This window comes from Flavobacterium sharifuzzamanii (assembly GCF_003254585.1).
Lineage (GTDB): Bacteria > Bacteroidota > Bacteroidia > Flavobacteriales > Flavobacteriaceae > Flavobacterium > Flavobacterium sharifuzzamanii.
This window is the reverse complement of sequence record NZ_QJGZ01000042.1, coordinates 527,940-552,449: the sequence shown is the minus strand read 5'-3', so window position 1 is coordinate 552,449 and position 24,510 is coordinate 527,940. Positions and strand designations below refer to the sequence as shown.

At 33.1% G+C, this 24,510-nt stretch carries 21 protein-coding genes; 9 read left to right on the top strand and 12 right to left on the bottom strand.

All coding sequences use genetic code 11. The features are described 5' to 3' along the window. Positions 1–106: 106 nt before the first annotated feature. Complete coding sequence (locus tag DMA14_RS22105; RefSeq protein ID WP_111426640.1) at positions 107–2,311, top strand: B12-binding domain-containing radical SAM protein; 2,205 nt, start codon at positions 107–109, stop codon at positions 2,309–2,311. Here the strand turns inward: DMA14_RS22105 and DMA14_RS22100 are convergent. Continuing rightward, the gene (locus DMA14_RS22100) at positions 2,308–3,072 is read right to left on the bottom strand and encodes an MBL fold metallo-hydrolase (protein ID WP_111426639.1); all 765 of its coding nucleotides are present in this window, start codon (positions 3,070–3,072) and stop codon (positions 2,308–2,310) included. The genes DMA14_RS22105 and DMA14_RS22100 overlap by 4 nt on opposite strands. Positions 3,073–3,167: 95 nt before the next feature. Between DMA14_RS22100 and DMA14_RS22095 the strand changes: the two genes are divergently transcribed. Beyond that, positions 3,168–3,473 (top strand): GIY-YIG nuclease family protein, encoded by a 306-nt coding sequence (locus DMA14_RS22095; RefSeq protein WP_111426638.1) that lies wholly within the window; start codon positions 3,168–3,170, stop codon positions 3,471–3,473. Positions 3,474–3,781: 308 nt separating this feature from the next. Here DMA14_RS22095 and DMA14_RS22090 read toward each other — a convergent pair whose 3' ends face one another. Next, a complete protein-coding gene (locus tag DMA14_RS22090; RefSeq protein WP_111426637.1) occupies positions 3,782–4,468 on the bottom strand; it encodes a response regulator transcription factor in 687 nt (228 codons plus the stop codon). Beyond that, a complete protein-coding gene (locus tag DMA14_RS22085; protein ID WP_111426636.1) occupies positions 4,465–5,730 on the bottom strand; it encodes a sensor histidine kinase in 1,266 nt (421 codons plus the stop codon). Before DMA14_RS22085 ends, DMA14_RS22090 begins: the two co-directional genes overlap by 4 nt. A gap of 165 nt (positions 5,731–5,895) precedes the next feature. On the opposite strand from DMA14_RS22085, the gene DMA14_RS22080 reads away from it, so the two are divergent. Next, the gene (locus DMA14_RS22080; RefSeq protein ID WP_111426635.1) at positions 5,896–6,312 is read left to right on the top strand and encodes a DUF1573 domain-containing protein; all 417 of its coding nucleotides are present in this window, start codon (positions 5,896–5,898) and stop codon (positions 6,310–6,312) included. A 169-nt stretch (positions 6,313–6,481) separates the two neighbouring features. Continuing rightward, entirely contained in the window at positions 6,482–8,059 is a 1,578-nt protein-coding gene (locus DMA14_RS22075; protein WP_111426634.1) for a L,D-transpeptidase family protein, read from the top strand. A gap of 152 nt (positions 8,060–8,211) precedes the next feature. Here the strand turns inward: DMA14_RS22075 and DMA14_RS22070 are convergent, their stop codons facing one another. Beyond that, positions 8,212–8,715, bottom strand: a complete 504-nt coding sequence (locus tag DMA14_RS22070) for a C40 family peptidase (RefSeq protein ID WP_111426633.1) — start codon at positions 8,713–8,715, stop codon at positions 8,212–8,214. Between the two features lie 206 nt (positions 8,716–8,921). Between DMA14_RS22070 and DMA14_RS22065 the strand changes: the two genes are divergently transcribed. The 3 genes from DMA14_RS22065 to bglX all read left to right on the top strand — a co-directional run bounded on the left by DMA14_RS22065 (position 8,922) and on the right by bglX (position 14,050). Beyond that, the gene (locus tag DMA14_RS22065) at positions 8,922–10,016 is read left to right on the top strand and encodes an SGNH/GDSL hydrolase family protein (protein ID WP_111426632.1); all 1,095 of its coding nucleotides are present in this window, start codon (positions 8,922–8,924) and stop codon (positions 10,014–10,016) included. Next, complete coding sequence (locus DMA14_RS22060; RefSeq protein ID WP_111426631.1) at positions 10,006–11,388, top strand: sialate O-acetylesterase; 1,383 nt, start codon at positions 10,006–10,008, stop codon at positions 11,386–11,388. The genes DMA14_RS22065 and DMA14_RS22060 overlap by 11 nt, the downstream gene beginning before the upstream one ends. A gap of 364 nt (positions 11,389–11,752) precedes the next feature. Further along, entirely contained in the window at positions 11,753–14,050 is a 2,298-nt protein-coding gene (bglX, locus tag DMA14_RS22055; protein ID WP_111426630.1) for a beta-glucosidase BglX, read from the top strand. A gap of 105 nt (positions 14,051–14,155) precedes the next feature. Here the strand turns inward: bglX and DMA14_RS22050 are convergent, their stop codons facing one another. Next, complete coding sequence (locus DMA14_RS22050) at positions 14,156–14,491, bottom strand: DUF5615 family PIN-like protein (protein WP_111426629.1); 336 nt, start codon at positions 14,489–14,491, stop codon at positions 14,156–14,158. Next, entirely contained in the window at positions 14,491–14,721 is a 231-nt protein-coding gene (locus DMA14_RS22045; RefSeq protein ID WP_111426628.1) for a DUF433 domain-containing protein, read from the bottom strand. The genes DMA14_RS22050 and DMA14_RS22045 overlap by 1 nt, the downstream gene beginning before the upstream one ends. Before the next feature lie 218 nt (positions 14,722–14,939). On the opposite strand from DMA14_RS22045, the gene DMA14_RS22040 reads away from it, so the two are divergent. Both DMA14_RS22040 and DMA14_RS22035 read left to right on the top strand, forming a co-directional pair. Then, on the top strand, positions 14,940–15,506 hold the full coding sequence (locus tag DMA14_RS22040; protein WP_111426627.1) for an HdeD family acid-resistance protein: 567 nt from the start codon (positions 14,940–14,942) through the stop codon (positions 15,504–15,506). A gap of 134 nt (positions 15,507–15,640) precedes the next feature. Continuing rightward, positions 15,641–16,597: an aldo/keto reductase gene (locus DMA14_RS22035; protein ID WP_111426626.1), complete on the top strand. Its 957-nt coding sequence runs from the start codon at positions 15,641–15,643 to the stop codon at positions 16,595–16,597. Between the two features lie 53 nt (positions 16,598–16,650). On the opposite strand, the gene DMA14_RS22030 is transcribed toward DMA14_RS22035, so the two are convergent. From DMA14_RS22030 to DMA14_RS22005, 6 genes are all read right to left on the bottom strand, one after another. Beyond that, positions 16,651–17,385 carry a hypothetical protein gene (locus DMA14_RS22030; protein ID WP_111426625.1) on the bottom strand — a complete coding sequence of 245 codons (735 nt, stop codon included), beginning with the start codon at positions 17,383–17,385 and terminating at the stop codon, positions 16,651–16,653. Next, positions 17,375–18,490: an AAA family ATPase gene (locus DMA14_RS22025; RefSeq protein WP_111426624.1), complete on the bottom strand. Its 1,116-nt coding sequence runs from the start codon at positions 18,488–18,490 to the stop codon at positions 17,375–17,377. The genes DMA14_RS22030 and DMA14_RS22025 overlap by 11 nt, the downstream gene beginning before the upstream one ends. Positions 18,491–18,572: 82 nt before the next feature. After that, the gene (locus DMA14_RS22020) at positions 18,573–20,552 is read right to left on the bottom strand and encodes a glycoside hydrolase family 97 protein (protein ID WP_111426623.1); all 1,980 of its coding nucleotides are present in this window, start codon (positions 20,550–20,552) and stop codon (positions 18,573–18,575) included. Positions 20,553–20,691: 139 nt separating this feature from the next. Next, entirely contained in the window at positions 20,692–21,978 is a 1,287-nt protein-coding gene (locus tag DMA14_RS22015) for a glycoside hydrolase 5 family protein (protein WP_111426622.1), read from the bottom strand. A gap of 136 nt (positions 21,979–22,114) precedes the next feature. Further along, positions 22,115–23,305 carry an AGE family epimerase/isomerase gene (locus DMA14_RS22010; protein WP_111426621.1) on the bottom strand — a complete coding sequence of 397 codons (1,191 nt, stop codon included), beginning with the start codon at positions 23,303–23,305 and terminating at the stop codon, positions 22,115–22,117. Positions 23,306–23,311: 6 nt separating this feature from the next. Then, positions 23,312–24,502: a glycoside hydrolase family 130 protein gene (locus DMA14_RS22005; RefSeq protein WP_111426620.1), complete on the bottom strand. Its 1,191-nt coding sequence runs from the start codon at positions 24,500–24,502 to the stop codon at positions 23,312–23,314. Between the last annotated feature and the right edge of the window lie 8 nt (positions 24,503–24,510).

Genomic DNA, 24,510 nt, shown 5'->3' with positions numbered 1-24,510 from the left:
ATTAAATATCTACAAAACCATATTAAAAAATCAAAACTCAAGTGAATAAAATCTTTACCATAAAAATCTCAAAATAACACGTATTTTTGCAAAAAAATAATTCCTTTTGAAAACGAAACTCTTTGTAATTACGCCACCTTTTACACAACTGAATACACCGTATCCGGCAACGGCGTATATAAAAGGTTTTCTGAATACGAAGAATATCGAATCGGTTCAAGCTGATTTGGGTATTGATGTGATTTTGGAATTGTTTTCGAAGAAAGGATTAGAAAGTTTGTTTCAAGTTTCAGGTTTCAAGTTTGAAGTTGTTGGAAATGAAATCTCAGATAATTCCAAACGTATTTTTGCTCTTCAAGACGAATACATTAAAACAATCGATCCTGTAATTCAGTTTTTGCAGGGAAAAAATCCAACTTTGGCTTTACAGATTTGTCAGGAAGATTTTCTGCCCGAAGCTTCTCGTTTTGCACAATTAGAAGAGTTGGATTGGGCATTTGGTTCAATGGGAACTCAGGACAAAGCCAAACATTTGGCAACTTTATATCTTGAGGATATTTCAGATTTTATTGTCGAATGTGTTGATGAAAATTTTGGTTTCAGTCGATATGCTGAACGTTTAGGTAGAAGTGCCAATTCTTTTGACGAATTATACGAAGCGCTTCAACAAGAGCCAACTTATATCGATTCGATTTTAATTTCGTTATTAAAAGCTAAAATAGAAGCAGTAAAACCGACTTTATTTTTAATTTCTGTTCCTTTTCCAGGGAATTTATATAGCGCGTTTCGTTCTGCGCAATGGGTAAAACAAAATCATCCCGAGATTAAAATTTCGATGGGTGGAGGTTTTCCTAATACCGAATTGCGCTCGCTTTCTGATAAACGTGTTTTCGAATTTTTCGATTTTATCACTTTAGATGATGGAGAAGTTCCAATTGAAGAATTAATTTTTCATTTAGAAAATCCAGATTCTGATTCTTTCAAAAGAACTTTTTTATTAGAAAATGGAGAAGTAGTCTACAAAAACAATTCTCTAAAACACGATTACAAACAATCTCAGGTTGGAACACCAGATTATTCAGATTTGCCTTTGGATAAGTACATTTCGGTTATCGAAATTGTAAATCCGATGCATAGAATGTGGAGCGATGGCCGTTGGAATAAACTCACAATGGCGCATGGTTGTTATTGGGGAAAATGTACATTTTGTGATATTTCTTTAGATTATATAAAAGTTTATGAGCCTGTTGCCGCAAGTCTTTTATGCGACAGAATCGAAGAATTAATCGAGCAAACAGGTCAAAACGGATTTCATTTTGTTGATGAAGCCGCGCCGCCAGCTTTAATGCGTGCTTTGGCTCTTGAAATCTTAAAAAGAAAACTCGCTGTAACATGGTGGACCAATATTCGTTTTGAAAAAAGTTTTTCAAAAGATCTATGTTTATTGCTAAAAGCTTCTGGATGTATTGCAGTTTCAGGCGGTTTAGAAGTAGCTTCAGATAGACTGTTGAAATTAATTGACAAAGGCGTAACTGTTGAACAAGTTGCAAAAGTAACACGAAATTTCACTGAAGCAGGAATTATGGTTCATGCCTATTTAATGTATGGATATCCAACACAAACCATTCAGGAAACGGTTGATAGTTTAGAAATGGTTCGTCAGTTGTTTGAAGCGGGAGTTTTACAGTCAGGATTTTGGCATCAATTTGCTTTAACTGCACATAGTCCCGTTGGATTATATCCGGAACAATTTGGCGTGACCAAAAAAACAGAAGTGATTGGAACTTTTGCGAATAATGATATTGAATACACCGATGCAACGGGCATCAATCATGACAAATTTAGTTTCGGATTAAAGAAATCGCTTTTTAATTTCATGCATGGAATCTGTTTTGATTATGAACTTCAGGAGTGGTTTGATTTTAAAATTCCGAAAACCAAAATCCATCCCGATTTTATTTTTAATGCATTAGAAGAACAAAACGATTTCAATACAAAACCAAATGCAAAAGTGGTTTGGATTGGAGGAAAACCTACTGCGGAAGTCTTTACAAAATCTAAAAAAGGAAGAAGTTGGGAGATGATGTCGCTCACTTTTCATGATAAAAAAGAAAGTTTTGATATCCAAACCAATAAAGAAGAAGGCGAGTGGCTGACTTCAATTTTATCAAAAATAGCTGTTTCTGGTTCTAAAAATTATACTTTTCAAGAAGTCAAAAATGATTTTGAAACCGAATTAGAAGATTTCGAATTGTTTTGGTATTCTAAACCAATAAATACTTTACGTGAATTCGGATTATTGGTGCTTTAATATTCAATACATTCTCCATCATTCGGAATAGAAGTCTTGTTTAAAAGGCCATGATCTGAAAGAGCAGTTCTTAACTGTAAACGTGTCGTTGGACAATGGTTTAAAGCTTCTAAATGATTCGCAAGAACTTTTCCTGGCGCAAGTGTGACGAACTTTAAAATGTCATCCATTCTCATTAATAGAGGCTGACCGAAATCTAATCTTGCGGTTCCGCAGGCTACAATCGAAATGTCGGGTTTAAATTGCGTTAAAACTTTTTCTACATGCTCTGTAAAAATAGTGTCTGAACTGATATAAATAGATTTTTGATCTGCCAGTTCGATAAGAAAGCCCATTACATTTCCCATTAATTTAGCAACAAATCCGTAACCGTGTCTTGCTGGAATTCCTGTAATTTTTCCGTCTAGAAATTTTTGAGGTTCCCAATATTCCAAAGTTTGAATTACGCTAAGCCCTCGTTGCACAAGAGCTTTTTCATCTTTAGAACTGCAGATAACAGGAATGCTTTTTCTTCTTAAAAAAACTTCACCTGCTTTGTCAATATGATCTGGATGTAAATGTGTAATCAAACAATGTGTTACACGGCTCAAGATATCTCGGCTGTTTTTTGGCAATGCCACAAGCGGATTTCGTTTTGGTTTATATCTGAAAATAGTAAAAGGTGGAATTGTTTTTCTTTTACCTAACATTGGGTCAACTAAAATGACATGCTTTTCTGTTTCAATTACCAAAGAGGCATTTCGCAAATGATGTAATTTCATATCCAAGAAAATTAGATATTAAAAATACAAAGTTTTTCTAAAATTAATTTACAGATTTTTCTTTATTTTTAGTAGTATTGTTATTATTTAAATTTATGCATTTACAAGAAGGTTTTCATACGTATTTCATTTATATTTTGACAAATAAAGCAAAATCCGTTTTTTATGTTGGAGTTACTAATAATTTAAAAAAAAGATTAATAAAGCATAAAGAGAATATTTTATTGAACAATAAAACTTTTGTTTCAAAATACAATGTCGAGTTCTTACTTTATTACGAAAAATTTACTTGGATTCAAGAAGCGATTGCCAGGGAGAAAGAAATTAAAGGATGGAGGAGAGAGAAGAAAATTGATTTAATTAAAACTATAAATCCTGAATTGGAATTTTTGGAGTATTAATTTGAAGCCAAAGTCTCTCAAGTCTAGTATGTCATTCCGACGAAGGAGGAATCTCCGTAAGAAGCTCGCCAAAGATTGGAATAGCTTTGTGGAATATTATCGCGGAGATTCCTCCTTCGTCGGAATGACAAAACTTTGCGGTTACTGTAGTTGATTTAAAGTATTTAAGTTCTGTATGTCATTCCGAGGAAGGAGGAATCCCCGTAAGTAGCTCGCCAAAGAATGGAATAGCTTTGTGGAATATTATCGCGGAGATTCCTCCTTCGTCGGAATGACAAAATGTTCGTTTATAGAACTCAGTAATGATTTTACCCAATAGAAAATCTAAACCCAATTCCATGAAGGTTTTCTATCGAAATTCCTTGTTCGTTTGCCAAGATTTTACGCAGTCGCGAAATAAAAACATCCAAACTTCTTCCCATAAAATAGTCATCAGTTCCCCACAAAGAAGTTAAGATTTGTTCTCTTTTCAAAACGGAATTTTTATGGTCTAGAAAAAGTTTCAATAATTCGGCTTCACGCTGTGTTAAACCAACTTTTTCTTCATCATTGAAAAGAATGAAATTTTTGGTGTCAAACTGATATTTTCCAACTTCATAAATCGTTTTTACAACTGGAATATTTTTCTGTGAACGTTTTAAGAAAATTTCAATTTTGAGAAGTAATTCCTCAATGCTAAAAGGTTTTACCAAATAATCATCGGCACCTAAACGAAGACCTTTTATTCGATCTTCTTTTAAAGTTTTAGCCGAAAGAAAAATAATTGGAACATCTTGATCTATTTTTCGAACGGCTTCGGCAAGTTCAAAACCGTCCATTTTTGGCATCATAATATCAAAAATGCAAATATCGAATTCTTCTTCCTCAAAAATTTTCAGTGCCGATTTTCCATCAGAACAATGAATTACTTCATAACGGTTTTGCTCCAAATTGTCTTTGGTTAAAAACGCTAAGGTTTCATCATCTTCGGCATATAGTATTTTGAAATTTCTCATTTTTTGTAAGGAATTGATAAAGTTAAGGTAACACCTTTTTCTGAATTATTTTCGGCTTTTATTTTCCAGTTTTGCAGACTGCAGATTTCTTTTACATAGTATAAACCAAGTCCAAATCCGTTCACCTCGTTGCTTTTTTCGTTTTGAACGCGGTAAAACTTATCAAAGATAAAAGATATTTTCTTAGGATTAATTCCAATTCCGTTATCAATAAACTCCAATTTTAAACAGTTATTATTTTCGACAATTTTTATCGTAACTTCTGGCTTTTCATTGCAGTATTTTATTGCATTATCCAAAAGATTGTAAACTAAATTTGCAAAATGAAAAGTATCTGTCTCAATTAAATAATCTCTTGAAAGAGTTTCAATTGTAATAGAAGCTTCAGGATATTTTAGTTTGATGTTTTCTATGGCTTCTTCAATAATCGGAACTATTAAAATATTTTCCTTTTTAAGTTCTAAAGGAGCATAATCAGACTTTGCAATATTTAGAATTTTTTCAATATGACTATTTAATTTATTTCCCTGATTGATAATAATGTCGGTATAAGTAAACAGTTTTTTGTCTTCTTTAATTGGCTTTTGTTCAATTAGATATTTTGACGCAATTAGAATAGAAGCCAAAGGTGTTTTAAATTCATGCGTCATATTATTAATGAAATCACGTTGCAATTCTGAATATTTTTTATGCTGCAAAAGAGTAAAAATCGAGTAAACATAAATAAGTAGAATCAGAATCAATGCGGTTGAAAGGACGAACCAAAATCGCATCGAACTAAAAAGATAAGTCGTTTCGTTTGGAAAACGCACGGCGAAATAATAAACCAGATTTTTATGTTTAGGGAAATAAACAGTCTTTTTGCATTCTGCTTTTTTCTTATAAAGTGAAATGTAATCACCATAAATCATTTCGTCGCTTTGGCAATTGTACATTGCATATTCAAAATCGGTGGTGATATTCATTTTTTTGAATTCCGTTTTCAGATAAAATTCTAAAATATCGGGTTCAAATTCATTATCCACATTTACGATATAATAATCGTTTGCAATTTTTTGAACAGGATTCTGAACTGGCAATTCGTGATTGGTTCCTTCGTATAATTTTTTAGCTACTTCCAGTAAGGCAATATGAGCCTTTTGGCTCAGCTTTTTTTGTTCTATTGTAAAAGCCTCTTTCGTCCATAGTAATTGCGCTACCAAAATACTGATGATAGCGACTAATCCTAAGATAATGATGCTGTTGAGTTTATTAATTTTCAAGAATAAAGGATTTTGAGAGTGTAATATTAATCAATTTTGGCCTAAAAACAGGCGGTTAACAAGTCATTAACAAACGTTTGAAACCAGTTAACAGCGACTTGAATTTGTCTGAATTACCTTTGTAATATCAAAAATGAACTATAAACCATTTTAAATATATCAGTTATGAAAATGATCAAAATTTCGATGTTAGCTTTGGCTTTAGGCCTAATGTCTTTTTCAGCAATTGCTCCAGTACAATCTTTAGTTTCAGAAACTGAAATTTCAGCAACTGCAGGCTCTACAATTGCTTGGAAAGCAGAAACAATTGATGTTGGACAAATTCCGCAAGGAACTCCAAAAGCAATTGTTTACGAATTTAAAAACACAGGAAAAACGGCTGTAGTAATCACAAACGTACAAGGTTCTTGCGGATGTACAGCAACAGATTACACAAAAGAGCCAATTCAGGCTGGTAAATCTGGAAAAGTTACTGCAACTTACAATGCTGCAAACAAAGGCGCTTTTACAAAAACGGTTACTGTAACAACTAGTGCAGAAACAACACCAAAAGTACTTACTTTAAAAGGTACTGTTATTTAATTAGAATTTTAATAGGTTGGTTATATGGCGAAAGCTCCAGACATGCAAATTGTTTGGAGCTTTTTATTTTATTAACCGCTTAAACTTCAAAAAAATAAGGTTTAAGATTTAACATTGAGTTCTTTGTTTTAATAGATTTTTTTCTACTTTTAATCAAAAATTTTGAGTTATGAAAATCTGGTATACGCCTATTATTGCTATTGTTTTTTTTGCTGTTTTTTCGTGTAATTCGAAAGCTGATAAAAAAGAGGAAAACTCGATAAAAACGGTTGAAAAAGTCCCTGAATTAAAACTTACGATCGACAGTATGCGCATTGCGAAGTTTTATGAAAATTATCCGAAACTGGACAAGTTTAAAAATGATGTGACTTCTTTATATCAAAAAAATAAGTCGACTCAATTGTGGCAGGATAATAAAGGAATTGTCGAATTTGCCAATACACTTTTCAATCAATACAAAAATTTAGGTCAAGAAGGATTAAAAGCTAATTATCCTTATAATGAACAGTTAAATTCTGTTTTTGATAATAATGCAAACACCAAACTTTCAAAAGAAGATACCGACCTAATACTTTCTAATTTATACTATTATTATGGTGAAAAAGTGGGCGGTTTTGACGAAAAGACAGTAGTTTCTTTAGAATGGCTTTTACCTCGTAAAAAACTGAATTACCAAGTACTCTCAGATTCTATCTTTAAAAAATCAACCATTTTGGATGATAAGAAAAAAAAGATGTTCAGTCAGTATTATAAACTGCGCGATGCTCTGAAACAGTATAGAGAAATTGAGAAAAATGGTGGCTGGAAAATTATTGAAACAGATGAAGACTATAAAAGCCTAAAAGTTGGGGATTCTTCTGCTGTTGTAGCACAAATTAGAGAAAGGCTTTTCGTTACTAAAGATATTGAAGAGGACAATAAAAGTGCTATTTGTGATACGACTTTGATCAAAGCCATGAAAAACTACGAATTGCGTCATGGTTATACTGCAAAGAACACGATTCTTCTGGAACATATAAACGATTTGAATATTCCTGTTTCAGATCGTATCAAAACGATTATTGTCAATATGGAGCGCTGCCGCTGGATAGATCCGGAATTAGAAAAAGGGCAGAAGTATATAGAAGTTAATATTCCTGAATTTAGATTGTATATAGTTGAGGATGGTAAAATTGCTTTTGTATCGCCAGTTGTTGTGGGAAGGGCAATGACAAAAACTGTTATTTTCAGCGGAATGATGAGCAATATTGTTTTCAGTCCGTATTGGAATGTGCCGCCAAGTATCATCAAATCGGAAATTAAGCCTGGAATGGCAAAGGATAAAAACTATCTGCAAAAGAAAAATCTTGAATGGAATAATGGCGCTGTTCGTCAGCTTCCCGGAAAAAATAATTCTTTAGGATTGGTGAAATTTTTATTTCCTAATTCGAGTAATATTTATTTGCACGATACGCCTTCAAAAAGTTTGTTTGAAAGAGAAAGCAGAGCTTTTAGCCACGGTTGCGTACGTGTAGCAAAACCTCGTGAATTGGCAATTGAATTATTAAAAGTCGATCCGCAATGGAATCCTGAGAGAATTGATAAAGCTATGCATGCTGGAAAAGAAAGTTGGTACACGCTTAAGAAAAAAGTTCCAGTTTATATCGGATATTTTACTGCTTGGGTTGATCGACAAGGCAATTTAAATTTCTATAAAGATATTTACGGAAGAGATGAAAGTATGATTAAACTCTTAACTGAAGAATAAAACTTTAAATTCCAATTTCAAAAAATCCAAATTCCAAAATTGGCATTAATATAAAATTCGGTTTAATTAGTATAAGAAAAATTTAGGCCACAGATTAAAAAGATTAGCACAGATTTTAGAATCTTTTTAATCCTTTTAATCTGTGGCAAAACTTATTTCGCTAAAACATCAACACATTTATAAAAGCGTTTGGTGTAATGTTCTGTATCAAGAGCTGTTATAGTTACCTGCTGTGCTTTCCCTGAAGAAGCATGAATGAATTTTGACTGCATTCCGTTGGCTTCACAGATTATCCCAACATGACCAACGACATTCCGGTTTTTATATCCGTAGAAAACTAAAACATCCCCCACTTTAAATTCTTCTGGTTTTAGAGCTTGGCCTAAATTTTTGTAACCGCTGGAACTTCTTGGAAGTGTCATTCCAAAATTTTTAAATACATAACTCACAAAACCCGAACAGTCAAATCCTTTTTGCGGATTGCTGCTGGCGTAAACATAAGGCGTTCCTAGATATTGTTTGGCATAAGCAATTATAGAGTCACGATTGATTTCGGTTTGAGATGGATTGTTTTCAATTTGCCTTTTTTCTTTTTTTAAATTGAAAGAAGAAAGAGTGATAAAAAACAATAGAGAAATTAAGGTCAGGGCTTTCATTTTTGACGGATTGTAAAAGTATAAAACGACAAAGATAAATCTAAATTGTAAGTTTCTTTTTAGAAATGTAAGAATTAACATCTGTAATTACCCAAATGATGGGTTTATGTGGTGTTTTTTTATTACTTTTTGACATTTTAGTATCTTTTTGGATAATCTCTTTCCAATATATTTGTGAATCGTATTTATATTTTAACAAATAAACTATGTTTCCCAAAAAAATAGCTGTTTTAATTTCGTTTTTGCTGATTTCGGTTGTTTCGACTTCGCAAACTCAAAATTCAAGTAAAACTTTCTTGTATCAAGGTCGAATCGATAAACTTCAGAATGATCAAGCCATTTTAATAGGTACAGCTTCTTCAGTTTCGTTTAATTTTCTGGGAAATGAATGCTCGATTTCTCTTCAAAGCGTTGAAGAACATCATAATTATGTTCAGTTGGTTTTGGACGGAAAATATATTGGAAAAATTAGAATTGAAAAAGGAGCAGTTAAGTCTTTTCCAATCAAAGTGACTTCAAATCAAAAAGAGCATCGATTAGAAATCTACAAAAATACAGAAGCCCAAAGTGGCAATATTTTATTTGCTGGAACAACGGCAAAAGTGACTTCGATTTCGTTTCAAAAGAAAAAGAAAATCGAATTCATTGGAGATTCTATTACCTGTGGCGCGGCGAGTGATCCGTCTGATGTTTCTTGTGATAAAGGTGAATATATGGATCATCATAATGGTTATTATGCGTATGGACCAACACTTTCAAGAGCAATCGATGTTGACTATTTAATGAGCTGTGTTTCAGGAATCGGAATGTACAGAAACTGGAATGATGAGCACAAAGACGAAGCGATAATGCCAGATGTTTATCCAAATTTATATTTAACAAAAGAAGCTTCAAAACCTAAATATGATTTTACTTTTCAGCCCGATATTATCAGCATTGCTTTAGGAACAAATGATTTTTCTGGCGGAGATGGCAAAAAAGAACGTCTTCCTTTTAATGCAGAAAAATATGTTTCTAATTATATCAACTTCATCAAAATGCTTTATAAACACAATCCGAATGCACAGATTGTCATTACAAACAGTCCGATGGTTGGCGGAGAAAGAGCAGTTATTTTTGAGGATTGTTTGAATAAAGTTAAAAACGCTTTCGCGGATGATAAATCACACAAATCAATTCAGATTTTCAAGTTCAAACCAATGACGCCAAACGGATGTTCAGGTCATCCAGATGTAGCTGATCATAAGGTTTTGGCAGAGGAATATGGCCCATTTTTAAAGAAGTTGCTAAATGAAAAATAATATTTTTAAGTTTGTTTTCTTTCTATTGATTTCCAGTACTATGATGGCAAACGTTTCACTTCCGAATATTTTTGGTGATAATATGGTTTTACAGCGCAACTCTGAAGTGAAAATTTGGGGTTGGGCAAATCCAAAAGAAGAAATCAAACTAATTTCTAGCTGGAATAATCAGGAATATAAAACCGTTGCCAATAATCAGGCAAAATGGGAATTGACAATTAAAACTCCTGAAGCGGGCGGACCGTTCACAATTTCGATAAAAGGCTACAATGAAGTGGTTTTAAAAAACATTTTAATTGGCGAAGTCTGGCTTTGTTCTGGACAATCGAATATGGAAATGTCGGTGAGCTGGGGAATTGACGATGGCGAAGAAGAAATGAAAAATGCCACAAATCCAAACATTCGATTTTTTACGGTTCCTAAATTGACAGCTGAAAATCCGCAGAATAATTTACTGGGAAATTGGACAGAATCGACTCCAGAGACGATGAAATATTTTAGTGCCATTGGTTATTTTTTTGCCAAACGCCTTCGCGAAGATTTAAAAAATGTTCCAATCGGATTAATTTCCTCGAACTGGGGCGGAACTCCTGCTGAAATCTGGATGTCAGCAGAAGTTGTAAATAACGACCCAATTTTATTGGAAAATGCTAAAAAACTAAATGAACAAGAATACGGACCAAGACAGCCTGGAAGAGCTTACAATGCCATGATTTATCCAATTATAGGATTTAAAATTGCGGGAACGCTTTGGTATCAAGGAGAATCTAATGTTGGTTCCCTAGTTTATGATAAAACTCTGGGAGCGTTAATTACTTCTTGGAGAAAGGAATGGAAAGATGAGTTTCCTTTTTATTATGTTCAGATTGCACCTTTTAAAACCGGAAAGAATAATTTTTCAAATGTGACGGTTAGAGATTCGCAGAGAAAATTATTGAAAGAAGTTTCAAAAACGGGAATGGTCGTAATTAGTGATATTTCAGATACGATTGATATTCATCCAAAAAATAAAAAATCAGTTGGAATTCGTTTGGGCAATTTAGCTTTAGCTGAAACTTATAAAACCAACAATAGTTTAGTTAATGGACCGCTCTTTAAATCCATTAAAATAGATAAGAATAAAGTAATCGTTTCTTTTGATTACGCAAACGGATTACACTTTAAAGACAAAAAATCGAATCAGTTTGAAATGGCAGGAGCAGATGGCATTTTTTATCCTGCCGAGGCTTCAATTGAAAATAACGAAGTGGTTTTGACAAGCAAAAAAGTGGCTTCTCCAGCAAAAGTGAGATTTGCATGGGGAAATACGATTCAGTCAGATTTGTTTAATAAAGCGAATTTGCCTGCATCTTGTTTTACGACTGAATTTTAGATTTTAGAAGGTAGTTTTTAGATTTTTGATCTGCTTTGTCAGGCTGAGCGAAGTCGAAACCCTGCAAAGTGAGACACAAAGTTTGTCATCCTGAGGAACGAAGGATCACATATGTAACTCGACAAAGATTAGCGGAATTCGATGCACAGCTTCTACTGTGATTCTTCGTTCCTCAGGATGATAAGATAATCGAAACGTTCTTTTGAAAACGATTTGCGTGAGGGATAGAGCCTTTTGTGAAGAGAAACGGAACAAAAGATAAAGCCGAAAGCCCGACCCGCTTTTTTCAGCGGGGCACGCCAAAATATAAAAACTTAGAATCTTAGCGTCTCAGAACCTTAGAAAAAAACTAACTAAACCACATATGAAAAATAAAAAAATAATAACCATTGGGATTTTTTCCCTGTTTACTGTTGGAAATATGAATGCACAGAAAAAAACATATCTGGATAAAAACAAAACAATAGAGCAAAGAATTGATTTGCTTTTGCCAATGATGACCTTGGAGGAGAAAGTAGGGCAAATGAACCAGTACAATGGTTTTTGGGATGTTACTGGACCTGCACCAAAAGGCGGAACAGCCGAATTAAAATACGAACATTTAAGAAAAGGTTTAGTCGGATCGATGCTGACGGTTCGTGGTGTGAAAGAAGTTCGTGCCGTGCAGAAAATTGCGGTGGAAGAAACCCGATTAGGAATTCCATTAATTATTGGTTTTGATGTAATACATGGTTATAAAACGTTAAGTCCGATTCCGTTGGCAGAAGCGGCAAGTTGGGATTTAGAAGCAATTAAAAAATCGGCGGCGATTGCAGCAGATGAAGCTTCGGCATCTGGAATTAATTGGACTTTCGGACCAAATGTTGATGTGGCAAATGATGCGCGTTGGGGACGTGTGATGGAAGGTTCAGGAGAAGATCCATACTTAGGAAGTAAAATTGGATATGCACGAGTTAAGGGTTTTCAAGGAGAAACTATAGCTGATTTGGCTAAAGTAAATACGATCGCGGCTTGTGCGAAACATTTTGCAGCTTATGGTTATGTTGAAGCGGGATTGGAATATAATATTGTAGACATTAGTAATTCGAAATTGTACAATTCAGTTTTGCCTCCTTTTGAAGCAACGGTTGAGGCTGGAGTTCGTACGTTTATGAATTCGTTTAATACTTTGAATGGTGTTCCTGCGACTGGGAACGCTTTTTTGCAAAGAGATATCTTAAAAGGGAAATGGAAGTTTGACGGATTTGTGATTTCTGATTATGCTTCAATTCGTGAAATGATCGCTCACGGTTATGCAAAAGACGAAGCCGATGCGACTGCAAAAGCGGTGATTGCAGGTTCTGATATGGATATGGAATCGTATTTATATGTGGCAAAATTGGTCGATTTGGTAAAATCTGGAAAAGTAAAAGAATCTTTGGTTGATGATGCAGTTCGAAGAATTTTGCGTGTGAAATTTGAATTGGGTTTATTTGATGATCCGTACAGATATTGTGATGAAAAACGCGAAAAAGAAGTCGTTGGAAGTAAAGCCAACAATGAAGGCGTTTTGGATATGGCGAAAAAATCTATCGTTTTATTGAAGAACGAAAAGAATTTGCTTCCGCTAAAGAAATCTGGACAGAAAATTGCTTTGATTGGCGCTTTGGCAAATGATAAAAATAGTCCGTTGGGAAGCTGGAGAATTGCGGCTTCTGACGATACTGCAGTTTCGGTTTTAGAAGGAATGCAACAATATAAAGGCAATCAGCTGACTTTTGAAAAAGGTGCTGATTTACTAAAACAAAAAGCAACTTTCTTAACGGAAACCGTTTTCAATACAACTGACAAAAGCGGATTTGAAGCGGCTAAAAAAGCAGCAAAAAATGCCGATGTTGTGGTATTGGTTTTAGGTGAATACGGTTTTCAAAGCGGTGAAGGGAGAAGTAGAACTGATTTGAATCTGCCAGGTTTACAGCAAGAATTGCTAGAAGAAATCTACAAAGTAAACCCGAATGTGGTTTTGGTTTTAAATAATGGTCGTCCGTTGAGTATTCCGTGGGCTGCAGAGAATGTTCCAGCTATTGTTGAGGCTTGGCATTTGGGAACGCAGGCTGGAAATGCGATTGCTCAGGTTTTATACGGAGATTATAATCCGAGTGGAAAACTGCCAATGTCGTTTCCGAGAAATGTAGGTCAGGTGCCAATTTATTACAACAAATACAGTACAGGAAGGCCAATTGACAGCGATAAAAATGTTTTCTGGTCACATTATATGGATGTGGAAAAAACGCCTCAATTTCCTTTCGGTTTTGGATTGAGTTATACAAAATTCGATTATAAAAACTTGAAATTAAATAAGATGGCTTTCGCAAAAGGTGAAAAAGTTGAGATAAGCGTTGAGGTTACAAATTCAGGAAATTATGATGGAAAAGAAGTAGTTCAGTTATATATTCATGATGAATTTGCAAGTATCGTTCGTCCAATAAAAGAATTGAAAGGTTTTGAATTGGTTAATCTGAAAAAGGGTGAAACTAAAACGATAAACTTTACTTTAACCGATGAGGAACTTGGGTTTTATGATAATGAAGGAAATTATTTAGTTGAACCGGGAACGTTTAAAATCATGGTTGGAGGAAGCTCTGATAATGGTTTAATGGGCGGTTTTGAAATTAAAGAGTAGCTTTTTTGAGGTTCAAAGAAGCAAAGTGACAAAGGTTCATAGTTTTTTCGCCACGAATTCACGAATTAATTGATTTATAATTCGTGAGTTCGTGGCGATATATTTTTAATATATTTCTAAAATCATTAATTCGTCGTTTAGAATAAATGATTCTATAATTTCCTTTTTTGAAATTAAGAGTTCCGAAAGTTCTTTAGTGTTTTTATTGAAAGTTTTTAAAATAATCACTTTTGGAGGAACACCTTTTAGAAGTAATAATTTTTCAAAATCATCATCATGTGTAAGTATGGTAAAATTATTTTTTTTAGCATACTCCCAAATTTCCAAATCTTTTGCGGGTTGATTTACTGGAATATCTTTAGAATGGAGACAAGTAGGAAAACTACTTTCAATAAGTTTGGTTATTCTCCAAGAAATATTGGCGTCTAAGAGCAGTTTCATTATGCTGCGACTATTTTGGTAATGTTTTCTCTATTGGCCGCAAAAGCTAAAGCTGCAAGAATATGTTCTTTATTTAATTCAGGGAAATCTTCAATAATTTCTTCAGAAGACATTCCTGTTGATAGCCATGAAAGAATATCTGAAACACAAATTCTAGTTCCCGTGATTACAGGTTTACCAAATCTTATATCAGGATTTATTGAAATTAAATTTTGCCAGTTATTATTCATAATTTAAGAATTTAAACAAATTTACAAAATTAAAAATGAATTGGATTTTTAATAGATGCCATGATAAAAATTTACATGTAAGTATTTTATTGTAGGAAAAATATTTTGGTTTACGCTTTTGTCTTATCTTTGATAGACAGCCATTTAAATGTTTTTTAATTGGCAATTCAAGGTAAGCTGAAAACTTTATAGAGTAGGCAAGATTTTAAAATAGTATTATGGAACATTCTTTATTTAAAAAAGTGAAAGCAGCAATTGATTATTGGTACATTCCGTTATTAGTGGGAATACTTTTTGTAATCATCGGATTTTGGTCTTTTGCCACACCTGTAAAAGCATATTTAACATTGGCATTTTTATTTAGTGTGTCGTTTCTGGTCAGCGGAATTTTCGAAATTATTTTTGCACTTTCAAACAGAAAAAAAATAGACAATTGGGGCTGGACACTGGTATCAGGAATTATAGGTTTAGGTGTTGGAATAGTTTTAATTGCTAATCCGTTAGTTTCAGTAACACTTTTGCCGCTTTATGTTGGATTGGCTATTTTGTTTCGTTCTGTAATGGCTATTTTTATGGCTTTTAATTTAAAAAGCTATTCTGTTCCAGATTGGAAAAATCTTTTAGGATTAGGAATTTTGGGAGTGTTGTTCTCATTTTTATTATTATGGAATCCTATTTTTGCTGGACTTTCAATAGTATATTGGACTGCTTTTGCTTTCATCGCAAGTGGTATTTTTTATATTTATTTTTCTTTCAAACTGAAAAAACTACACGATTTCGTTTAAAAAGAATTAGATTTTAATTTTCTCTCGCAGATTTAGCAGATTCGGCAGATTTTTTATCTCCTAAATCTGTTAAATCTGGGGGAGTTTTTTTTACCTTTAAAATCTATTATAACTCCAACTTTTAAATTAAAAACATGAAATATAACAGATGTGGAAAAAGCGGTTTGCTGCTTCCTGAAATTTCTTTAGGATTATGGCATAATTTCGGTTCGGTTGATAATTTTGAAAATGCAGAAAGCATTGCTATTGAAGCTTTTGATAAAGGAATTACCCATTTTGATTTGGCGAATAATTATGGGCCAGTTCCAGGTTCTGCTGAGGAAAATTTTGGTAAAATCTTATGGCATAATTTTCAGGGAAATCTTCGTGATGAAATCGTAATTTCTACTAAAGCAGGTTATACCATGTGGAAAGGTCCTTATGGAGATTGGGGCTCAAGAAAATATCTGCTTTCTAGTTTAGATCAGAGTTTGAAACGAATGAGCATTGATTATGTTGATATTTTTTACTCACATCGCCCAGATCCAGAAACGCCGATTGAAGAAACGATGATGGCTTTAGATCACGCTGTTAGAAGCGGAAGAGCTTTGTATGTTGGAATCAGTAATTATTCTGCTGAACAAACCAGAGTTGCGGTCGATGTTTTAAAACAATTGGGAACGCCGTGTTTGATTCATCAAGCAAAATACTCCATGTTGGAACGTTGGGTTGAAAATGGCTTATTGGATGTTCTGGAAGAAAAGGGAGTAGGTTGTATTGCTTTTTCACCTTTAGCACAAGGACTTCTAACTGATAAATATTTAAAAGGAATTCCTGAAAACTCACGAGCTCATAATCCGAATGGGCATTTGAGAGAGGATGAGGTGACGAAGGAAAGAATTCAGAAATTAATTCAGCTGAATGAAATTGCTCAGAATAGAAATCAATCTTTGGCACAAATGGCTTTGGCTTGGTTACAAAAAGACAAACGAATTACGTCTGTTTTAATTGGAGCGAGCTCTGTAAAACAATTGTGTAATAATATTGACTGTCTTCAAAAAACTGAATTTTCGCAAGATGAATTGAATGCGATTGAGAAGATATTCACATAAGAGACTAATTAAACAGAATCTAAAAGTTTATAAATTTGCTGTTTAATTATGTTTTACTCATGTTGAGAAAACAATTTACTAATATATTCATTGCCATAGTAGTCAAACAAAAAAATTGGAAATGCACTTAAAACAGCTACAGTAGAATCGATATTTATATATTTTTCTAGTTGTTTAAAAAAAATATCATTTTGAGAAAAATTTTTCGTTGGAAAAATAAAATTATCATCAACAATGTAATTCATTTTTTTTAAATGTAAGTCAATTAAATGTAACCATATTTTCAAATCATATAAAGGCATATTTATAAAATCTTTATCACATTCTCTATTGACTTTCTTTTTATATTTTATTTCTTTTTTTGCCTCTACTTTCAATTCCTTAAAATCAATTTTGTCATGACAATGTTTTAAAGCTTCAACCATAGGGTAGCTAATAAACAGCTTGCCAAATTCGGTCTCTTCATTGAAAAAATCTAGTAACTTAATTAATTTTTTGTCACTTGCAGAAGTTGTATGTCCATCGTAATCAAAGAACATATATATTTCAGCAAAATCATTACGGTTGAAGGAGGAAAGATTTTCAGCATTATGTGGGATATTTTTTAAAATTTCAAAAGTATCCAAATCTTCATCTTGGGAGATTTTTTTATATAAATTATAAATAGTTGTACAAAATGCACATTGAATAATTACATTTTCATCATTGAATAGATTTTTTTTGATGTTATCCGTAATTAATTTCTCTGTTTTTGCACCTTCAAATACAAACAATATATTACTGGCCATTGAATGAATTTGCTTTATACATTTTCTCAATATTATGAGCTTCTCTTAATTCCTTTGAAGTACTTTTTGCTAAAGATTTTATAGATTCTTTAGTCATCAAAAAATAGCAGTCTGGTCTTAATAAATCATTTGTGATTATAGATGTGTTATGGGTTGTCAAAATAAATTGGACTCCGCTTTTCTTTAGTTCTTTAACAATTAAAGCAGATAATTCATGGTGATAAAAAGCATCAAACTCATCAATAAAAAGAAATGAAACTTTAGATTTTTCTTTAATTCTTTGAAACCAAAAGTAAAACATTACTAAAGCTCTTGTGCCTTGAGAAGCAATGTTAAAAAAAGGAATTGCTTTTCCATTAAAATCAAATGCTAAAGTTTTTTTATCTGTTGAATCAATAACTTTTAATTTACATTCAATACCTGCTTCATTTAAAAAGCGCTCCAAATCGGTGATGTTTTTTTTCTCAATTATATCTTCGACGACTCCTTTTTTTCCAACTTCAATCCCTAAATAAAAATTAGATTGTAATGATCTAAAAAATAACATTCCTTCAATAAATTTAAAGAAAAGACTAAAGGTTTTATTGTCATTGTTTTTATCTAGTTCCGTATTGTTTTTAATATATTTTAATAAAGATAAATTACTATTTGTAAGTTCCGTTTTTAAAGATTCCGCGCCTTTAAATTTAATAATTGCATTATCCTTTTTCTTTCGATCAAGAAATGCAAATTCTTTATCATTGATTAAAAATTTCTCATACAGAATTGTTTTATGATTAATTTTTTTATACTCATAAACAACTTTACAAGAATTTATTAAAAACTCATAATAAAAATGAGCAGTTTCAGATTTATTATAAGCATTAAGATATACAGAATATTCCGTATTATTAGTTTCTCTATCTGTCAAATGCTCAATTATATCAAAAATAGCAAATGCTAGATTAGATTTTCCTACTCCATTGTGTCCATAAATCAAGGCATTATTTACAATTCCATTTTTGACACATTCGCTATTAAAATTATATGCGTTTGTTTCGCTTAAATCAAAAATAAAGTCTTCGTTAAAACTTTTAAAATTTGATACTTTAAATTTTGTTAGCATAATTTCATTTTTTTTACAAAAATATACAAAAAAACATTGCCGTAAAAAAATTACGGCAATGTTTTTTTGTATATAAATAATATTACTTTATAACCGTCGCCAGTCCGCCACCGCTTGCTAAATGAAATTTTAGTTTAGTTGCTGAGTCAACGGTTATGATTTCCTTTTTATAATCAGTTGCCGCTTTATCAGCATTTATTCCATCTGAGAAGATTTCGGCTTGGAATTTTTTGCCTTTTTCAAGAAAAGAAAAATCAATTATAATATCTCTAGAATCCCAATTTGTTATCGCGCCTAAGTACCAAGTATTTCCTTTTCTTCTAGCAATTGAAACATATTTTCCAACTTCACCATCAAGAGCAACGGTTTCATCAAAAGTAGTTGGAACTTTAGCTATAAAATCGGTGCTTTCTTGTTCCTTCGTAAAAGCCGTCGGACTATCAGCCATCATTTGTAAAGGCGCTTCAAAAATAGTGTACAATGCCAATTGATGACATCTTGTTCCTTGACTCATTGGAGTTGAATGACTTGGCTTGAATTCGCTTTTTGTAGCATTTCGCATCGCACCTGGCGTATAGTCCATTGGTCCAGCCATCATTCTAATAAACGGAATTGTTACATCGTATAACGGAACATCATCATTTGGTGTCCATTTATTATTTTCTAGACCTTTTACGCCTTCAAAGTTTAAAATATTTGGATACGTTCTCTGAATTCCCGTTGGTTTGTACATTCCGTGAAAATCGATAATCAATTTATGATTGGCTGCTTTTTGCGCAATATCATAAACCGAATTGACCATTTTAGCATCGTCTCGATCTATAAAATCTACTTTAAAACCTTTTACGCCTAGTTTTGCATAATTGTCAAAAACGCCATCAATATTGTCATGCAATGCCATCCAAGAAGCCCACAAAATAATGCCAACGTTTCGTTCTTTCGCGTAAGCAATCAAATCTTGTAAATTCACGTTTGGATTGTGTTTCATGATATCAGTTTCAACACTCCAACCTTCATCCAAAACCACATACTCAACTTTGTTTTTAGAAGCAAAATCAATATAATATTTATACGTCTGTGTGTTAATTCCAGCTTTAAAATCTACATTGTAAATATTCCAATCGTTCCACCAATCCCAAGCTACTTTTCCAGGTTTTATCCACGAAACATCTTTTATTTTTGATGGTTCTGCCAATTTCTGAACCATATCATTATTAGCCAGAGTAGCATCATTTTCAGAAATTACAATTGCTCTCCACGGAAAAGTTCTCGTTCCTTTCGTTTTTACCAAATAATCATCTCTTTCAGTAATTAGTTTGTTGAGGTAATTAAATCCGCCGTTGGTTTCTTGAGTTGGATATTTAGAAAAACGAGATTCAAAACCGGTTTTGTTTTTATTGTTTGTGACAAATAATCCCGGATAATCTTCGAGATTAGCTTCTAAGAAAACGGCTTTTTTATGATTTTTATAATCAATTAAAAATGGAAGAAAAGCTAAAGTATCTTTAGAAAATTCACTTATTTTTTTGTTTTCATAATGCGATTCAAACGAAGAAATAAATTGATCTTTTGGATTTCTTAAATCACGAACATACGGCATCAAAGTATTATAATCCTGATCGAAATTCAGCACCACTTCTTCGTCTTTAACCGTAATATCTTTTTTCTTTTTTGTGATGAAACGATAGGCTGCACCGTCATCAAAAACACGAAATTCGAGAGCGAAATCATTTTTAAAATTTAGAATCAGTTTGTTGTATTGATCTTTAACCGTTTTCTTTTTGTATAATGGTGTTTCAAATTCAGTATTTATACTTTCTTTTTTCGAATTTAAAACAACTGGATTTTTTCCTAAAACCTCATTTTGACCTAAGATCATTGACATTTCAGACGGAGCCAAAATCAAATCTTTTTCATGCGAAATTGACCAAGAGATTTTATTATTCACAGCAATTTTAACTTCAATTTTTCCGTCGGGAGATTTCAGAATAAAGTCTTGTTTATTTTGTGAAAAAGAGATATTCAGAAATAAAAAACAAAAAAGAATAAATATATTTTTCATGTTGTATTTTTTTTATCAAATTTCGATTTTGTTATCCTGTAGAGACGCACCGCAGTGCATCTACGCCCAGATTATGTTGTATTTTAAACCCGACAGTTTTTTAAAACCTGTCGGGTTTGGAAAATTAAAGTAGTTGTTTTTATTTCTTTAATTCTGAATTGTACTTTTTAACAATTTCTAATGTCGATTTATCACCATTAAAAACAGAATTCAACCCTTGCGGTTCTTGTGGAGGATCTGTTGTAAAAGGCTCTCCGGGATTCCACTTTCCGTCCGGATGAATTGCTTTTCCTTCACCTCCATAACCCCAGAAATTGGCAGCTCGTAATGGACCATTGTTTTTGACACTTTCTGCAACTCTTCCAAAAATATAGCTGTAAAATTTATCTCTGTAAACAGAAGATGCTCCTGTATTCAGGTTTTCATTTTCTCTCGGAAGTCCAAATTCTTCAATAATAATTGGCCTTTTAAGATTGTTGGCTACTTTAATATGATCGTCAATATATTTTCCAGCATTTTCGATTGTTTTTGGCATTGTTGCTTCCGCATTGTCAGCTTTAAACCAATTCCAGTTTTTTGGCCAGATATGCATCGTCAAATAATCGATATTCGGATTTTGATGTGTTCTTTCGAAAATTTCCATGCTGTCATTCGAACTGTTTTTCCCTTCAGAACCTGTAGAAACCAAATGATTTTTATCTAAACTATCAATTAAATCCACAATATTATTGAGCCATTTCGTGAATTTAACTTCATTTTCGACCGTAAAAAGTCGAGGTTCATTTCCAACTTGCCACGACATAATTGTATTGTCTTCGTTGTATTTCTTTTTAGAATATGCATTTGTTCTTCCAATAATAAACTTCACATGATTATTTAAAGCTTCCATACAAGGTTCACAACTGTGAAATTGTTCCGTATAAGACATAAATTGTGGCCAAGTATTTGGCGGAATATTCGGAACAGGAACGGGACCTTTGCCATTCCATTCCAAATATTGCGACATTCCGCCCGACCATTCCCAGTTATTGGTCAAGTATAAAACGGCATACATACTGCGTTTACTCATTTCGCTAATCAGAAAATCCAATCCGTCCAATAAATCTTCGTCATATTTTCCCTGTTCATATTGAAGTGCTGGACGAACTGTAAAATCGTATTTTCCGCCATCAGCGCCAACTAAAACACGTAAATTATCGATTCCGTTTTTCTTCATTAAATCCAACTCGCGCAAAAGCCTTTTACGATCGCCTATTTTTTTAGAAGCCAACATACTTCCGTACCAATAATTAGTTCCAATATAAGCATACGGTTTATCACCTTTGTAAAATTCATTTCCTTTTACGGTTATTCTTTCCTGCGCCTGACAAGCAATTGCAGAAAAAATCAAGGCAAATGAAAGGGTTTTAAAAAATCTTTTTTTCATAATTTATACTTTAAGGAGCTAATCCCGCTATCCGTTCCAATCTTTTTGTGCTGAACCCCAGCACAAAAAGGATTTCCACTTCTATCGGGGCTAGGGCTTTACGTTCTGTAAGACGTTTTGATTTTTATTTGAAACCTTAATTTTTAATTCGATGAATGAGCTCCAGACAAGCACGCCCATTATGGTAAGGGCATTTCCAGAATCCGGCTTTGTCTTTTTTTATTATACTATAATCGCCATAAACACCCCAATACCATTCTCCATTTTGCGGATCTATGATGTGTTTTTTTATGAATTTCCAGTTTTTGTAAACAATATCCAGATATTCTTCTTTTCCTGTTAATTGATAAGCATTATAGAAACCAATTAAAGCTTCAGCTTGTGGCCACCAATGTTTTTCAGCAATTAACTCATTTTTTTCAGGATCAAATTCGTACCATAAACCGCCATCAGCATCTAAACCTTCTTTGGTTACTTCAGCAATTTGAATGGCATATTTTTTATAATTGGCAATCAAAGTTTCATTTCCTGAAATTTCGGCACATTGCTGTAAAAGCCAAGCTGCTTCAATATCATGTCCGTATGAAATAACATCTGGTTTTTCTTTCCAATTTTCATCAAAAAACAAACGTAAATGTCCTGTTTCTGTATTGATGAAATACTTTTCGATGGTTTTTAGTAATTCGATAATAACAGCAAGCAATTTTTCGTCTTTCCAGACTTTATATAAATTCGCATAAGCTTCAATAATATGAAGATGCGTATTCATGGTTTTCTTTTCATTGGCATCTTTTGCACTCAAACGCAAATCTTCAATAGGCTGCCAATCTCTCGTGAAAGCTTCAAAATACCCTTTGTTTATAGGATCGTAACTATGTTCCTCAATTTTTAAGTATAGTTTTTTAGCAATTTCTAAAGCTCTTTCTTCATTTGAAATCGAATAATATTCAGATAATCCATAAATCGCAAAAGCCAATGCGTAAATCTGGTTTTTGGTGTCTTTTGGAGTTTTATCCTCATTTATACTCCAAAAAAGACCTCCAAATTTTGTATCATAAAAATAAGCTGCGAGAAACTCAAATGCCCTTTCTGCCACTTTTTTGTGGTTTTCGTTTTTTGTGGTTTTGTAGCTGGCAGAAAATGTCCAAAGGATTCGGGCATTAAGAACCGAACCTTTTTCTGCATGGGCAATCAGATGATCGTTAAAATCGATTTGGCCAACAAAACCTCCGTTTTTCTCATCTACCGTTCGTTCTGACCAATAGTTGAGAATAGAATCTAGTTCTGCAGTTAACTCTGATTTTAAAAGCTTTAATTGTAATGACACGATATTTTAAATTGCGTTATTTTTTTCGATTTGATTAATGATGGTTTGCACTGAACCTGCAGAAATAAAAGTATCTGCTGGAGTATTTATTACATAATCAACCAATTTATCAACTGTAGAAACTGCTACATGCATTCTTGTGTCAGAGGAAGCGTAATAAATGTAAACTGTTCCGTTTTCACCTTCAATCCATCCGTTAGAAAACAAAACATTCGATACGTCTCCAACTCTTTCAATTCCTTCAGGTCCCATAAAATGTCCTGCAGGAACATGTGTTACTTTCGAAATATCATTCAAATCGGTCATGAACATGTATAAAGTGTAGCGTAATCCTGCAGCAGTATTACGAACTCCGTGTGCTAAATGCAACCAGCCTTTTGAAGTTTTAATTGGAGCAGGCCCCAAACCGTTTTTCAATTCATAAATAGTATGATATTGTTTTCCGAAAATAATTTTTTCGTCTTTTACGACTGGATTTTTCATGTCTTCAATATACCCTAAACCAATTCCGCCACCTGAACCAACATCAATAAAACCATCTTGCGGACGTGTATATAAAGCATATTTTCCGTCTACAAATTCAGGATGTAAAACAACATTTCGCTGTTGTCCTGTATTCGAAATTAAATCAGGAAGTCTTTCCCAGTTTACTAAATCTTTAGAACGAACAATTCCGGCATTGGCAACAGCAGAACTTGTATCGCCTTTTGGAGCTTTTGGATCTTTTCTTTCGGTACAGAAAATTCCATAAACAAATCCGTCTTCGTGATTGATTAAACGCATGTCATATACGTTAGTATCAGGTTCTTCCGTTTGCGGAATTACGCAAGGTTTGTCCCAAAATTTGAAATTATCTATTCCGTTTGGACTTTCAGCAATGGCAAAAAACGATTTTCTGTCAATTCCTTCTACACGAACGGCCAATAAATATTTTCCATTCCATTTCATTGCTCCAGCATTGAAAGCGGCATTCACACCAATTCTTTCCTGCAAAAACGGATTTGTTTTTTCGTTAAAATCAAAACGCCAGTTTAACGGAATGTGAGAAGCGGTAACAACTGGATTTTTATAACGTTCGTAAATGCCATTTCCAACAATTTCCTGCGGCTCATTTTTTTGTTCAATAAGTGTTTTATGTTCGTTTTCTAATGCCAATTTTCTTTCTTGAAAATTGATTGAAGATGTTATTGTTGTCATATAAATTG